The following is a 401-nucleotide window of genomic DNA, read 5'->3' as shown; positions in this document are numbered from 1 at the left end:
TCCTCCCTCATCGCCTTTTTCAAAGCTTTGCCAGCAAGTGCGAATGGCGTGAGAACAAATTTTAAGCTCGGTATGGTGCATTAGGCTAACTTGCATTTTTTATCCTTATCTTTAGCTTAAATTTTTACAAACAAAAATTAAATACTCATATAAATTCACAAAGAAATTATAACCCCTCTTTGTGAATTTTAAACAAATTCTAGCTTAAATTTAAGATCTTCATCGAATCCAAGCAAAGAACATAGCAATTTACAAAAACAAAGTATAATTAAAGCCAAGTTTTTAAAGCAAAGAAGCTAGGCTTTTTGCTTGTTTTGATAAACCGGAGTATAGCGCAGCCTGGTAGCGCACACCCTTGGGGTGGGTGAGGTCGTGGGTTCAAATCCCGCTACTCCGACCAC

At 37.2% G+C, this 401-nt stretch carries 1 tRNA gene and 1 pseudogene; one reads left to right on the top strand and one right to left on the bottom strand.

Annotated elements, in window-relative coordinates:
- Positions 1–96, bottom strand: a pseudogene (locus DMC01_RS15615) (FAD-dependent thymidylate synthase); the annotation flags it as partial.
- A gap of 227 nt (positions 97–323) precedes the next feature.
- Between DMC01_RS15615 and DMC01_RS12840 the strand changes: the two are divergent.
- Positions 324–400: transfer RNA gene (locus DMC01_RS12840), tRNA-Pro, on the top strand.
- Position 401: the final 1 nt, after the last annotated feature.

It is taken from the genome of Campylobacter troglodytis (assembly GCF_006864425.1).
Classification (GTDB): Bacteria; Campylobacterota; Campylobacteria; order Campylobacterales; family Campylobacteraceae; genus Campylobacter_D; species Campylobacter_D troglodytis.
The sequence above is the reverse complement of the archived record's forward strand: the minus strand, read 5'-3'. Positions and strand labels throughout refer to the sequence as shown.